The organism is Pseudoclavibacter sp. RFBI5 (assembly GCF_002931395.1).
Classification (GTDB): domain Bacteria; phylum Actinomycetota; class Actinomycetes; order Actinomycetales; family Microbacteriaceae; genus Pseudoclavibacter.
In genome coordinates, this window is the sequence record NZ_PSYA01000010.1 from 161,306 (window position 1) to 174,547 (window position 13,242).

At 68.5% G+C, this 13,242-nt stretch carries 12 protein-coding genes; 7 read left to right on the forward strand and 5 right to left on the reverse strand.

Features of this window, described 5'->3' with window-relative positions; translation table 11 throughout:
• Positions 1-51: 51 nt before the first annotated feature.
• From C5E06_RS07730 to C5E06_RS07745, 4 genes are all read right to left on the reverse strand, one after another.
• Positions 52-810 carry an ABC transporter ATP-binding protein gene (locus C5E06_RS07730; RefSeq protein WP_104306514.1) on the reverse strand — a complete coding sequence of 253 codons (759 nt, stop codon included), beginning with the start codon at positions 808-810 and terminating at the stop codon, positions 52-54.
• 34 nt (positions 811-844) lie between these two features.
• Complete coding sequence (locus C5E06_RS07735) at positions 845-1,894, reverse strand: iron chelate uptake ABC transporter family permease subunit (protein WP_104306515.1); 1,050 nt, start codon at positions 1,892-1,894, stop codon at positions 845-847.
• Positions 1,887-2,900: an ABC transporter permease gene (locus C5E06_RS07740; protein WP_104306516.1), complete on the reverse strand. Its 1,014-nt coding sequence runs from the start codon at positions 2,898-2,900 to the stop codon at positions 1,887-1,889. Before C5E06_RS07740 ends, C5E06_RS07735 begins: the two co-directional genes overlap by 8 nt.
• 196 nt (positions 2,901-3,096) lie before the next feature.
• Positions 3,097-4,107: a siderophore ABC transporter substrate-binding protein gene (locus C5E06_RS07745; protein ID WP_104241040.1), complete on the reverse strand. Its 1,011-nt coding sequence runs from the start codon at positions 4,105-4,107 to the stop codon at positions 3,097-3,099.
• A gap of 222 nt (positions 4,108-4,329) precedes the next feature.
• Here C5E06_RS07745 and C5E06_RS07750 point away from each other — a divergent pair, with 222 nt between their 5' ends.
• Together C5E06_RS07750 and helR are read left to right on the forward strand one after the other, a co-directional pair.
• Positions 4,330-5,490, forward strand: a complete 1,161-nt coding sequence (locus C5E06_RS07750; RefSeq protein WP_146081329.1) for an FUSC family protein — start codon at positions 4,330-4,332, stop codon at positions 5,488-5,490.
• Between the two features lie 49 nt (positions 5,491-5,539).
• Positions 5,540-7,729, forward strand: a complete 2,190-nt coding sequence (helR, locus tag C5E06_RS07755) for an RNA polymerase recycling motor ATPase HelR (RefSeq protein WP_104306518.1) — start codon at positions 5,540-5,542, stop codon at positions 7,727-7,729.
• A 108-nt stretch (positions 7,730-7,837) separates the two neighbouring features.
• Here the strand turns inward: helR and C5E06_RS07760 are convergent, their stop codons facing one another.
• Positions 7,838-8,263, reverse strand: coding sequence for a hypothetical protein (locus tag C5E06_RS07760; RefSeq protein WP_146081330.1), 426 nt, complete (start codon positions 8,261-8,263; stop codon positions 7,838-7,840).
• Positions 8,264-8,447: 184 nt separating this feature from the next.
• Between C5E06_RS07760 and C5E06_RS07765 the strand changes: the two genes are divergently transcribed.
• The 5 genes from C5E06_RS07765 to C5E06_RS07785 all read left to right on the forward strand — a co-directional run bounded on the left by C5E06_RS07765 (position 8,448) and on the right by C5E06_RS07785 (position 13,223).
• Positions 8,448-9,431, forward strand: coding sequence for an NUDIX domain-containing protein (locus C5E06_RS07765; RefSeq protein WP_258063103.1), 984 nt, complete (start codon positions 8,448-8,450; stop codon positions 9,429-9,431).
• Positions 9,432-9,605: 174 nt separating this feature from the next.
• A complete protein-coding gene (locus C5E06_RS07770) occupies positions 9,606-10,130 on the forward strand; it encodes a pyridoxamine 5'-phosphate oxidase family protein (RefSeq protein ID WP_104299143.1) in 525 nt (174 codons plus the stop codon).
• A gap of 173 nt (positions 10,131-10,303) precedes the next feature.
• Positions 10,304-11,104: a tryptophan-rich sensory protein gene (locus tag C5E06_RS07775; protein ID WP_104306520.1), complete on the forward strand. Its 801-nt coding sequence runs from the start codon at positions 10,304-10,306 to the stop codon at positions 11,102-11,104.
• 183 nt (positions 11,105-11,287) lie between these two features.
• Positions 11,288-11,620 (forward strand): L-rhamnose mutarotase, encoded by a 333-nt coding sequence (locus C5E06_RS07780; protein ID WP_181062915.1) that lies wholly within the window; start codon positions 11,288-11,290, stop codon positions 11,618-11,620.
• Positions 11,621-11,804: 184 nt separating this feature from the next.
• Entirely contained in the window at positions 11,805-13,223 is a 1,419-nt protein-coding gene (locus C5E06_RS07785) for an amino acid permease (RefSeq protein WP_104306522.1), read from the forward strand.
• Positions 13,224-13,242: the final 19 nt, after the last annotated feature.

Below are 13,242 nucleotides of genomic sequence, written 5' to 3' on the forward strand. Positions count from 1 at the left end.
GAACGACTTCCGTGGGGTGGGATGGGGAGGGGGATGCGCTGCGGCGAGTGCTTACCGGTAGTAGACGGCGAGCGGGTAGTCGCCGTCGTGGCGCACCTGGATGGGGGTGCCGAAGACCTGCTCGAGCGTCTCGGTGGTCATGAGCTCGCTCGGGCTGCCGGAGTGCGCGAGCTGGCCGTCGGTGAGGGCGACGATGTTGTCGGCGTAGGCGGCCGCGAAGTTGATGTCGTGGATGACGATGACGAACGTCTTCCCGAGCTCGTCGGCGGCGCGGCGAAGCTGGCCCATCATGGCGACGGCGTGCTTCATGTCGAGGTTGTTGAGGGGCTCGTCGAGGAGGATGTAGTCGGTGTCCTGGGCGAGCACCATGGCGACGTAGGCGCGCTGGCGCTGCCCGCCGGAGAGCTGGTCGAGGTAGCGGTCCTCGAGTGCCGCCAGGTCGAGGAACTCGATGGCCCGGTCGATGTGCACCTTGTCGTCGGCGGTGAGGCGCCCCTGCGAGTGGGGGAAGCGGCCGAAGCCGACGAGCTCGCGCACCGTGAGCCGGGTGACGAAGTGGTTCTCCTGGCGGAGGATCGAGACGACCTTCGCGAGGTCGCGGCTCTTGGCCTTCGTGACGTCGTGTCCGCCAACGGTGACGGTGCCGGTGCTCGCATCCGTCAGCCTGCCGACGATCGTGAGGAGCGTCGACTTGCCTGCGCCGTTCGGCCCGACGAGCGCCGTGATGCCGCCAGCCGGGATGTCGAGGGTCACGGGGCCGAGCACGGTGGTCTTGCCGTAGGTCTTGGTGACGTTCGAGAGCGAGATCACAGTGCACCCTTTCGGAGGAGGTAGCCAGTCGGAGTCACAGTGCACCTTTGCGGAGCAGGTAGACGATGAAGAACAGGCCACCGACGAACTCGATGATGATCGAGAGGGACCCGGCCGCGTAGAACACGTGGCGCAGCACGAAGTAGCCGCCGAGCAGCGTCAGCATGCCGAGCAGCATCGCGAACGGGATGACGTGCTTGTGCAGGGAGGAGCCCGTCAGCTGGTAGGCGAGGGTCGCGACGATGAACCCGAAGAACGTCATGGGGCCGACGAGGGTGGTCGAGATGGAGATGAGCACGGCCGTCAGGATGAGGAGCACCGTGACCTTGCGCTTGTAGGCGACGCCGAGGTTGACGGCGGTGTCGCGGCCGAGGGCGAGCACGTCGAGGGTGTTCCGGGTGCGCCAGATGAAGGCGAGCACGACCGCGATGATGAGCGCAGCCCACGGCAGGTACTCGGGGTTCGAGTTGCTGAGGTTGCCGAAGAGCTTCGCGGAGAGCACGTCGAACTCGCTCGGGGTGAGGAGGCGCTGCATGAAGGTGGAGAGCGAGCCGAAGCCCACCCCGAAGACGACGCCGATGAGCAGCATGATGTGCAGGTTGCCGCGTTTGCCGGAGAACAGCCACGTGTAGAGCAGCGTCGCGAAGCCCACCATGAGGAAGCTCTGCAGGAACACCTTGGGCAGGCCGTCGGTGGAGGCGAGGGCGGCGCCGCCGAGGAAGAACACGAGCGCGGTCTGGAAGACGACGTAGATCGCGTCGAACCCCATGATCGAGGGGGTGAGGATGCGGTTGCCGGTCGCGGTGTGGAACAGCACGGTCGCGACGGCCTGGCAGGCGGCGACGACGATGACGGTCGCGACGGTCACGACGCGCAGGTTCACGGCGAGCCAGAAGCCGCGGCTGCCGGGCTCCATGGCGATGTCGTAGGTGAGGACGCCGACGGCGGCGAGGATGACGAGGGCGCCGAGGATGCTGAAGCGCAGCCACAGTCGGGGAGCCTTCGCGGGGCGGCTGGCGTCGCTGACCTGGTCGCCGATGCGACGGGACGTGGATCTCGGGGAGCGGGGCACGGTCTCAGCCATTGCGGCGCATCCGGAGCAGGAGGGTGATGAAGACGGCGGCGCCGACCATGCCGAGGATCATGGAGACGGGCAGCTCGAAGGGCATGCGGATGACGCGGCCGATGATGTCGCAGACGATGATGATGCCGACGCCGAGCACGCACACCCAGGGCAGGTTCGATCTGAGGTTGTCGCCGCGCGCCATGGAGACGAGGTTCGGCACGATGAGCCCGAGGAAGGGCAGGAAGCCGACCACGACGGTGGTGACGCCGGTGGCGATGGCGACCAGGGCCGTGCCGATGAACATGACGAGGGTGTAGTTGAGCCCGAAGTTCGTGGCGATGTCCTTGCCGAGGCCCGCGACGGTGAAGCGGTCGGCGACGAAGTACGCGATGACGACGATGACGGCGACGATCCACAGCACCTCGTAGCGGCCGCGGACGACGCTCGTGAAGCTGCCCATGAACCAGGTGCCGAGCATCTGCAGGTAGTTCGTCTCGATGGCGAGCCAGGTCGTGAAGGCGGAGACGACGGCGCCGAGCATGATGCCGATGAGGGGCACGATGAGGGCGGAGCGGAGGGCGACGCGGCGCAGCACGGCGAGGAACACCATGGTGCCGATGAAGGCGGACACGCTGGCCATGACCATTCGGGTCGTGAGGCCGGCCGCCGGGGCGACGATGTAGCTCACGAGCAGGCCGAGGGCCGACCACTCGGTGGTGCCGGTCGTCGTGGGCTCCACGAAGCGGTTCTGGGTGAGCAGCTGCAGGATGAGGCCGGAGACGCTCATCGCGCAGCCCGCGAGCACGAGCGAGACGGTGCGGGGAACCCGGGAGATCCAGATCATCTCGCCGCCGAACTCGTTGCCGGCGATGTCGTAGGCGCCGACGAAGAGCGACAGGACGGCGAGACCGGCGACGGTGACGATGCCGATGGGGAGCGCCCCTCGCCGGTTGAGGAGCGGCACGTGCGGCTTCGGCGCGGCTCGGGACGCCGGCGCTGCTGGGGGTGGGGCTGTTGCTGTCATTCGCTCGCTGTCGTGGGTGACGTGCGGAGGGGTGCCGTGCGGAAGGGGGCCGTGCGGAGGAATGCCGTGCGGCAGTCGCGGCTTGCGCGGCTGTCGCGGCGGGAGACCCCGGGAAGCCCGGGGCCGGTTCGTGCCCCGTCGCTCGGGTGCCGCGGGGGCACCAGGGGAGCGGCGGGGCACGAGGCCCGGAGCGTGGCTAGCTGCTCGCGCCGGAGAACGCCGCTGCGACGTCCGTGTACAGGCCCGTGTAGGCCTGGATGCCCTCGTCGAGGTAGAAGGACGGGTCGAGGTAGACGATCTGGTTCTTCTGCACGGCTGGCACGTTCTGCAGGGCCTCGGCGCCGGCGATCAGCTCGGCTGCTGCCGTCGCGCCCTCTTCGCCGGTGCCGGCGTCGCGGTCGAGCACGATCATCCACTCGGGGTTGGCCTGGGCGATGGCCTCGACGCTGATGTCGTCGCCGTGGGAGGCGTCTTCAGCGGCCTGGTCGATGGCGGGGGTGAGGCCGATCGTGGGGAAGAGCTGGCCGACACCGCGTCCCTCGCCGGGTGCCGCGTAGGCGATCTCGCCGCCGGAGGTGATGAGCCCGACGACCGTGTCGGTGCCGTTGTAGGCGCTCTTGGCGTCGGCGATGGCGGTGTCGAACGCGGCGACCGTCTCGGCGGCTTCCGCTTCCTTGTCGAAGATCTGGCCGAGGATCTCGACCTGGCGCTTCAGCTCGCTCGTGGCCTCTTCGCCGTCGCGGGGGTTGATCTCGATGGTCTTGGGCTGGATGCCCTTGAGGTCCTCGTAGTAGTCCTGGAAGCGGTAGCCGCCGATGATGAGGTCGGGCTCGGCTTCGATGACGGCCTCGAGGTCTGGCTCGCGGTGGAGGCCGACGTCGAGCACCTCGTCGCCGCCAGCGAGGTCGGGCCAGACGCTCTCCATGAGCGGCTTGGGGGCTGCGACGACGTTGATGCCCCAGTCGCTGAGGGTCTGGAACGTCGTGTTGTCGAGGGCGATCACGCGCTCGGGGTTGACGGGAACCTCGATCTCACCGTGGTTGTCGGTGATGGTGACGGTTCCGGATGCAGCGGCGGTCTCTTCGGGCGCGGCGCCGGTGGCCGCTGGGGCGCATCCGGCGAGGAGGAGCGCGGAGATGGCGAGCAGGCCGGCACCCTGGATGCGGGCGGCCGTGCGCCGCGTGGAAGTCGTGAGCGTTTCGGGCATGGCGGATCCTCGGTTCGGGGATGTGCTGTGCTGCGCGCACAGAGAGTGGAGCCGTTGCAGGGGCCGCACGGGCGCTTTGGTGGCGGACGGGCCAAGCCTGCGCGTCGCGCTGAACGTCCAACGCGACTCGGCTTTGAGTAAGGCGAGCCTATCTTAAGTTCGGGGACGTGGTCAGGGGTGGCAGACGGGGAGAAGTCCCCAGGGCGGGGAGATAATGGCGCAATGCCTTTTTCCCGACACGAGCTGATTCCTGGCTGGCGCGACCTCGTGACGATGGGGCCCTACCGACGTGACCACTGGGTGGCGCTGCGGGTTGCGCTGGCGATCGGCGCGCCACTGGTGCTCCTGTGGGCGACCGGATCCATGCAGCTGGCGATCTTCGCCGTGTTCGGCGCATTCACGAGCGTCTACGGTCGCGGGCTGGACGTCTTCGCTCGCCTCCGGCTGCAGTCGATCGCCGCGGGGGCGCTGCTCGTCTCCGTCGGGGTGGGTGCGCTCATCTCCTTGTCGCCCGAGCGCGGCCTGCTCGTGCTGCCCATCGCCGCCGCATGGGCGTTCCTCATGTCCCTCCTCGGCGACCGGGTGCGGTGGGCGCCTCCCGGCCCCATGTTCCAGATCTTCGCCCTCGCCGCGATCGCGGCGCTCGCGGTGGACGGGGCGGTGCTGCTGCGTGGTCTCGGCGTGGCCGTCGTGACGGCCGTGTGGTCGCTGCTCCTCGGGCTCGCGTTCGGCGGGGTCGGTGAGCTCGTGGACAGGGGCCGCGCGGCGCGAGCTGCGGCCGGCGGGGCCGGTGCTCCTGCTCAGGCTCCGGGGCCAGCCGCAGCGGGGGCCTCCGCTACGGGTGCACCCGCCTCGGGGGCCGCCGCCTCGGGTTCGCTGTCGACGGGGTCGATCAGGTCGGTTCGCCCGGCGAGGTCGACGCCGCTGGGGCGTGCGTGGATGTTCGCGGTCGGCACGCTGGTGGCTGGGGCGATTCCGCTGCTGATCGGCATCGGGCATCCGTACTGGGCGATGGTGTCCGCGATCGCCGGTCTGTCGGCGGCGACGGGGTTCCATCGAGTGCTGCGGGCGACGCATCGGCTTGTGGGGACGGTGCTCGGCCTCGGGGCGGCGGCCGTGCTGATGGCGTTCGAGCCGAGCGGCCTGGTCGTGGTGCTGCTGGTGATCGCCCTGCAAGGTGGGGTCGAGCTGTTCATCGTGCGCAACTACACGCTGGGGCTGCTGTTCCTGACGCCGCTTGTGCTGGTCATGGGGCGCCTCGCGGGGGATGTCTCGGCCGGCCAGCTGCTGCTCGAGCGGGGTGTGGAGACGCTCATCGGGGTGGCTGTCGCGGTGGCAATCGCGGTGGTTCTCGAGCGCCTGCCTGCCTCTTCCAAGTTATAAATCACCAGGGGGCTTGCCGCAAGGCCCCGTCGAGGCACCAGAATGAGCGATCGTGACATCTTCTGCTGAAGTCTTTGCCCTCCCGCCCCACCTTTCTTTCAAGTCCGACCCGGAACTGGTGGGTGCTGATGCTGAGCAGTTCGCTGCGGTCGCTGAGGCGCTGGCCCTGCAGAAGGGCGAGCTCGCGGCGCGGCTCGCCGAGCTGCGGCTGACGGAGGGCGGCGCGGGGCAGCAGGCGCTTGATCGGGATACGGAGATCCATCGCCTGTCGCGTCAGCTGCGTGGCCTGGAGCGCTTCGGGGTCGATGCGTGCTTGGGGCGCATGACGCCGGCGGATGGTTCGCCCGACGTGTACGTCGGCCGGTTCGGTCTCGCCGACGAGGCCGGGCGTCGACTGCTCATCGACTGGCGTGTGCCGGCGGCTGAGCCCTTCTTCGCGGCGACGCACGCGAATCCGCTCGGCCTGGCGAGTCGCCGCCGGTACCGCTGGAACGTGGAGCGGGTCGTCGACTACTGGGATGAGGTGTTCGTGCCCGGAGATCTCGTCGGCCGTGTGGCGCTGGACGACCAGTCGTCGTTCATCGCGAGTCTCGGGTCGGCGAGGTCGGGGGAGATGCGGGACGTGCTCGGCACGATCCAGGCCGATCAGGACGCGATCATCCGTGCCCCTTCGCGGGGCGCGCTGGTCGTGGATGGCGGGCCCGGCACCGGCAAGACGGTTGTGGCGCTGCACCGCACGGCGTTCCTGCTGTACTCGGACCCCCGCTTCAAGCAGGGGCGCGGCGGGGTGCTGTTCGTGGGCCCGAGCCGCCCGTACCTGAACTATGTGGCGAACGTGCTGCCGAGCCTCGGCGAGGACAGCGTGCAGCTGTGCACGCTCCGCGACCTGCTCCCGGAAGGGGCCGACGCGCGGGAGGAGACCGATGCATCCGTCGCCCGGCTGAAGTCGTCGCTCGACCTGGTGCGGGCCGTCGGCAAGGCGGTGCGGTACCACCAGCGTCCACCGCGGGTGCCGTTCTCGGTGACGACGACGGACTCGCAGGAGCTGACCCTGGACGCCCGCGACTGGGCGGAGGCGTTCGTGGCGTACGAGCCTGGGCTCACGCACAACGAGGCTCGTGAGCAGGTGTGGGAGGAGGTGCTGCGGCTCCTCGTCGACAAGCGCTCGCCGCAGGCTTCGGAGCACGCGGTGCGGGCGTCGCTGGTGCGTGACGAGCGGTTGCGGGCCGCGTTCGCGAAGGCGTGGCCGCTGCTCGACCCGGCTTCCGTGATCGCCGACCTCTGGTCGGTGCCGGCGTACCTGCAGTGGTGCGCTCCTGAGCTGAGCGCTGAACAGGTGCGGGCGCTGCAGCGGGCGGATGCTCGCTCGTGGACCGTCTCGGATCTCCCGCTCATCGACGCGGCGAGGCGACTCACGGGCGACCCGAACGAGTTCCGGCAGCGGGCCCGGCGGGCCGAGGCACTGGTGTCGCAGCAGGAGAACATGTCGCACGTGGTCGACAACCTCGTCGAGGGCGACGACGACGGCGAGGGTGTCGTCACGATGCTCCGGGTCGAGGATGCGCAGCACTCGCTCATCGACGAGGATTCCCTGCCCCCGGTCGACTTCGACGAGCTGGCTGGCCCCTTCGCGCACGTGGTGATCGACGAGGCGCAGGAGCTCACCGATGCCGAGTGGGCGATGCTGCTTGCGCGGTGCCCCTCGCGCAGCTTCACGGTCGTCGGCGACCGGGCGCAGGCGAGGCACGGCTTCCGCGAGACGTGGGAGGAGCGTCTGCGAGGCATCGGCCTGCCGAAGGTAGAGGTGGCGCAGCTCACGATCAACTACCGCACGCCGGAGGAGGTCATGGCTGAGGCTGCGCCCGTCATCCTGGCGGCGCTGCCGGATGCCAACGTTCCGGTGTCGGTGCGCAGCAGCGGGCTGCCCGTCGTGCACGGATCGGTCGCTGACCTCCAGCAGGTGCTGGATGCGTGGCTGGACGAGAACCTCGAGGGAATCGCCTGCGTCATCACGGCCGTCGGGAGCGAGAGCGGTGGCGGTGATGGCCCGAGCGGAGTCGAGTTCGACAACCGAGGCCGGGTGCGCTCGCTCACTCCGGAGACGGCGAAGGGCCTCGAGTTCGACCTGGTCGTGCTCGTGGATCCCGAGCAGTTCGGGACCGGGATCGAGGGTGCCGTCGACCGGTACGTCGCCATGACCCGGGCCACGCAGCGCCTCGTGGTGCTGACCACCGACTGACTCGGCGGACCGTGTCGCCGCTGCGGTTGCTGTGGCTGCCGCGGTTCGTCTCGCCGCCACGGTTCGTGTGACCTCTGTCGACAGCCTCGGAGGGAGCGTGAGCATCGGTCACGCCGCCACGGCGAAGTACTCGGCCTTGTCGAAGTGGCGCACGCCCTCGCGCGACGCGAGGAGCTGCGCGCGCACGGAGAGCTCGCGCACCTCGCACGCGATGCCGAGCGCGGCTGCCCACAGCCGCTCGTCTGGCGTGGAGTCGCCAGGGCCTGGCCGCTCCCACGTGAGGATGATGCTCGCGGCCCGCAGCTCGGCGACCATCTCGGCGATGGCGCCCGCGATCTTCTCGAGGTGCGGATACGTGGGCCTGTTCGGGTAGGCCTCGATCGGCATGAGCACTGGGAGGGCGAGGTCGTCGGCGTCGAGGAACATGAGCCAGAGCTGGCGCCGATAGGCCTCTCCGACGAGGCCGGTCACGTGACGGAGCACCTCCTCGTCGGTGATGATGGGCTCGGTCATCGGGGCTGGGATCGCTGTCATGCGACGAGTGTGCGCGCGACGAACGGGCCGTTACCGCGCTGCCCTCGCGCCTGTGGAAGGGATGCGTCCACAGGCCGCGCGTCTGCGGAGTCGCCTCTCGCCCGCACGGTCCATGCGAGAGCATCTGTTACGCCCGTCTGGCTGGGCTCTTGGCAGCGGAGCCGCGCCGTGTGAAGCTGGCGGGGTGACGACTTCCCCCGCCGGCAACCAGGTTTCGCGCCGCCTGCTGCATGGGCCGCGCGATCCCGGCGACGCGTGGGTGTACTCCGAGACCGGACAGCGCTACTGGGGCAGGTTCGGTGCCGCAGGGCTTGTGGCCGTCGACCCGCAGCGCGGCATCCTGCTCCAGCATCGCGCCGAGTGGAGCCATCACGGCGGCACGTGGGGCATCCCGGGCGGGGCGCTGCACGAGGGCGAATCCCCGGCCGTCGGCGCCCTCCGCGAGGCCGCAGAGGAAGCGGGTGTGCCGTGCGGCTCCGTCTCGCCGCTCTTCACGAGCGTGCTGGAGCTGGGCTTCTGGCGGTACACGACGCTCGTCGCTCGCGTCGTCGAGCCGTTCGATCCCGTCATCGCCGACGCGGAGAGCCTCGAGCTGCGCTGGGTTCCCATCGACGAGGTGGACACGCTGCCGCTGCACCACGGCTTCGCAGCCTCCTGGCCTGCGCTGCGGGCCGCCCTCGAGGTGCGTCCGGCGGTTGTCGTCGACGCGGCGAACGTGGTCGGCTCGGTCCCCGACGGTTGGTGGCGGGACCGTGCGGGCGCAGCTGAGCGGCTGCTGTCGAAGGTCGAGGCCTTCGCTCGAGCCGGAGCGGCCTCGCCTGTGTCGTCCGGATCCACGTCGGTGACGTCCGGCGTCTCGGCCGAAGATCTGGGGCTGGGTGGCACGAGCTGGTTCCCGGAGTTCGCGGTTGTCGTCGAGGGCGCCGCGCGGGAGATCCGCGGCCCGTCGGACGACGAGGCACAGCACGCCCAGGTTCGAGTGGTGCGCGCGAGTGCGTCAGGGGACGACGCGATCGTCGATGAGGCACGTCGCCGGGTCGATGGGGGCGAGACCGTGACGGTCGCCACGAGCGATCGCGAGCTCAGCGAACGCGTCGCGGCGGTCGGCGCGACCGTGAAGGGTGTCGGCTGGCTGCGCGAGCTGATCGGCTACGGCGCTCGCCGCTAGAGCACACGCCTTTCGTCTCGCTCCCAGGCGCCGCGCCGGGAGTGCACGGCGGGCATCCGGGAGACACGAGGGGGATTCGGAGGCCCCGTGCGTACGTTCGCCGGGTCCCGTCAGCGGGAGCGCCCGACGACGGGCGCGACGACGCGCACGATCTGATCCCCCGAGGAGCAACACATGACCGACCACACGACGCACGACGGCCACGGAACCCACTCGAACGCTTCGCATGCCGACGAGGTTGCGAAGATCGCGAAGCTCGTCAAGGAGTTCCGCTTCGCCATGCTCACGACGATCGAGGGCTCGGGGTCGCTGGTCGCGCATCCGCTCACGATTCAGGAGGCGGAGTTCGACGGCGACCTGTGGTTCCTCATCCAGAAGGACTCGACGACGGTCCGCAACCTCGCAGCGGATGCTCGCGCCGGGGTCTCACTGAGCTCGAACGACTCGTGGGTCTCGCTCTCCGGGACGGCGGGGGTCGTGGATGCGCCGGAGAAGCTGCGCGAGCTCTGGAACCCTGCGGCCGAGGCGTGGTTCCCTGACGGCCCCGAGGACCCGAACGTGGGCGTCCTGAAGTTCACGGCGAGCGGTGGCGAGTACTGGGACACCCCGGGCGGCCGCATCGCGACGGTCTTCAGCTTCATCAAGTCGAAGGTCTCCGGCGAGCCCATCGAGGGGGACAGCGGCAAGGTCCAGCTCTAAGCGGCGCGGAGTCGGCTCGGAGCCGGACTCCTCTGACGCCCTCGACCATGAGCACCACGCGGTGCGGTTCATGGTCGGGGGCGTTTGCCGTGGCCGCGACGCATCGATCGCCTCTGGCACGTGAGAGTGTCAACATCCACGCCGCATTCAGTTAGATCGTTTAGCTTCTTTGCATGTCCTCCGATCTTCTCCGCCGTCTGTTCGTGACCGTCTCCGGAATCCTCTGCGTCGTCGGGACCCTCTACGGGGTGGGTCTCTTCGGCGGCACTGAGGTCAATCAATCGTCGAGCGGCAACCTCTCCGCCGACGCAACGCTCATCGCCCCGGCCGGCACGGCCTTCTCGATCTGGTCGGTCATCTACCTCGGCCTGTTCGCCTACGTCGTCTGGCAGTGGCTGCCGAAGCAGGCCACGTCGGCCAAGGCTCGCTCCACGGGCTGGCTGGCCGCGCTGTCGATGCTCCTGAACGCCGGATGGCTCCTTGTCACTCAGTTCGGCCTGATCTGGGTGAGCGTCGTCGTCATCGTCGCGCTGCTCGCCGTGTGCATCGCGCTGGTGAGCCGCATCGCCGCGCGCCCTGCCGAGAACTGGGGCGAGCGCCTCGCGGTCGACACGACCTTCGGCCTCTACCTCGGCTGGGTGTCGGTTGCGACCCTCGCGAACCTCGGGGCGGCCATCGTCTCGATCGGGGTGGCTGCGGAGAGCACGCTCGGCGAGATCTCGACCACCGCGGCCCTCGTCGCCGTCCTCGGACTCGCGACGTTCTACGTGTGGCGATGGAAGAACCTCGCCGTGTCGGCGGCCATCATCTGGGGTGTCGCCTGGGTTGGCTTCGGGCGGCTCGCGGATGCACCCGAGTCGACGCTCGTCGGCGTCGTCGCCCTTGCGGTCGCGATCCTCATCGCCGTCACGGGGGTGCTCGCCAAGTCGATCGACTCGCGCAACGCGAGCAACCAGCAGGCCGCCCTGGCCTAGGTCCCTGCCTCGAATGGCCCAGTCACCGCTTCCGCGGTGGCTGGGCCATTCTGCATGCCATGTGCTGCGCTCCCGCGGGACACGATGTCGCTAGCATTCGAGTATGGAAGCTACCGATGGAGCCCTTCTTCGAGACGAGACGTGTGCTCCAGCCCGCGGCGAGCGCTGGATGCGAGTCCCACGATGAGGGTCGCGCTCCACTCGGAGATCAAGCCGGGATCGATCGAGGGGTACCGCGCGACCCACGCCGTCGTGCCTGACGAGCTCATGGCCGCGTTCGACCGGGTCGGCATCCGTAGCTGGACGATATTCCGCTCCGGGCATCGGCTCTTCCACGACGTGATCTGCGATGACTGGGATGCGGCCATCGCCGCGCTCGACGTCGATCCCGCGAATGTGAGCTGGCAGGAGGACATCGGACGCTTCGTCGAGTTGTATCGAGACTCCGATGGTGAGGAGGGCTTCTCCCCGCTCGAGCTCGTATGGGATCTCGAGGCGCAGAAACACGGCGGCTGACGCGCGGAATGCGCCGGTTCTCTCATCCGTTCTCGGCGTTTCCAACTTGCTCCCGGAACGATCATGGGCTTACACTCGAATCCTTGGGGGATGCGTTCTTGAGACGCCTTGTCTGGTGCAATTCCAGAGTCCTCCACCAATCTTTTCTGGTGAGTTTTCCTCTCACTGGATCTAGGCTCTGGCCATGAGCGGTATCGAAGGCGATTCCCCAACTGCCGGGCCATCCCTTGAGCGCGGTCTCAGCAACCGACACATTCAGCTGATCGCTATCGGCGGTGCGATCGGAACGGGACTCTTCCTGGGTTCCGGCATCGGCATCCATAAGGCTGGCCCGTCGATTCTGCTCGTGTATGTCGTCGTCGGGGCGATGCTGTTCGTGATGATGCGGGCGATGGGGGAGCTGCTGCTCTCGAATCTCGGCTATCGCACCTTCCAGGACTTCGCCGCCGACTATCTCGGTGAATGGGCGCGCTTCTTCATCGGCTGGACGTATTGGCTGTGTCTCATCTCGATCGCGACGGCTGACATGGTGGGAGTGCAGACGTATGCGAGGTTCTGGTGGCCGGATCTTCCCGGTTGGGTGCCGATGATCATCGCGGTCGCGTTTGTGCTGGCGTTGAATCTCATCGCCGTGAAGGCGTTCGGAGAGGCCGAGTTCTGGTTCGCGCTCATCAAGGTGGTCACGATTCTCGGGCTGATCGTGGTCGGCATCTTCCTCATCGCGACGGCGTTCACGGCTCCGAACGGGGATACGGCGAGCGTCACGCATCTGTGGGACGACGGCGGCTTCTTCCCGAACGGTCTCATCGGGTTCCTTGGCGGCTTCCAGATCGCGATCTTCGCGTTCGCGGGTATCGAGCTCGTCGGCACGACGGCGGCCGAGGCGAAGGATCCTGAGAAGAACCTGCCGAAGGCGATCAACCAGGTGCCGATGCGCATCCTCTTCTTCTACGTGCTCGCGCTCGGCGTCATCATGTGCGTGACGCCGTGGAGCGAGATCGACCCGAGCGAGAGCCCATTCGTGGCGCTCTTCCTGCTCATCGGTCTCGGTGGGGCGGCAGCCCTCATCAACGCCGTGGTGATGACGTCGGCGGTGTCAGCCGCGAACAGCGGCTTCTTCTCCTCGAGTCGTATGGCCTACGGCCTCGCGACGAGGAGGCAGGCTCCCGCGATGTTCGGGAAGCTGACACGGTCAGCCGTGCCTGGCCGTGCCCTGCTGCTGTCGTGTGGGGTCGTGCTGCTGGGCGGATCGCTCGGGTTGATCTTCGACGACGCGTTCCAGCTCGTCACGGCGGTTTCGTCGATTCTCTTCATCTTCGTGTGGTCGATGATCCTCGCGTCGTACCTCGTGTACCGGCGCCGCCGTCCCGAGCTGCATGCCGCATCCGCCTACCGGCTGCGTTTCGGGGTGCCGCTCTCGTGGGTGGTGCTCGGGTTCTTCGTCTTCATGCTCGTGGTCCTCGGCATGTTCGACGACACTCGGGGGCCACTGCTGCTGACCCCGGTGTGGTTCGTCGTTCTCGGCATCGCGTGGATGCTCGTGAGGCGTCGGGTGGGGCGGGTTGCGGAAGCGCGTGACGCTGAGGGGTCGGCCCGCCCCTAGCTGTCGCTCGTGAGCGTGG